A 511-nucleotide genomic window follows, 5' to 3' on the forward strand; every position below is an offset into this window, starting at 1 on the left:
CAAACAGGCGCGCCTGTTTGAACCGGTGATCTTCCACGACATTGATTTCCGCAACGCCCGCCACGTACTGGAAGTGGGCAGCGGCGTCGGTGCGCAGACCGAGATCCTGCTGCGCCGCTTTCCCGACCTGCACATCACCGGCATCGACCTCAACGAGCGCCAACTCGCCGCCGCCAACGAACATCTCGCACAGCTGCCGTGGCTGGCCGAGCGCTGCGAGTTCCAGCGAGCCGATGCCACCGATCTACCGTTCGAGCCACGCAGCTTCGACGGTGCCTTCCTGTGCTGGGTGCTGGAACATGTGCCCTCACCGGCACGCGCCCTGGCCGAGGTACGGCGTGTACTCAACCCCGGCTCTCCGGTGTTCGTCACCGAAGTGATGAACGCCTCGTTCCTGCTCGACCCGTATTCGCCCAACCTGTGGCGTTACTGGATGGCCTTCAACGATTACCAGATCGACAGCGGCGGCGATCCGTTCGTCGGTGCCAAGCTGGGCAACCTGCTGCTGGCC

1 protein-coding gene is annotated in these 511 nt (G+C 64.2%); it reads left to right on the forward strand.

Annotated elements, in window-relative coordinates:
* On the forward strand, positions 1–511 hold a 511-nt coding region (locus ABB26_RS18275), incomplete at both ends, for a class I SAM-dependent methyltransferase (RefSeq protein WP_245626271.1).

It is taken from the genome of Stenotrophomonas humi (assembly GCF_001431415.1).
GTDB lineage: Bacteria > Pseudomonadota > Gammaproteobacteria > Xanthomonadales > Xanthomonadaceae > Stenotrophomonas > Stenotrophomonas humi.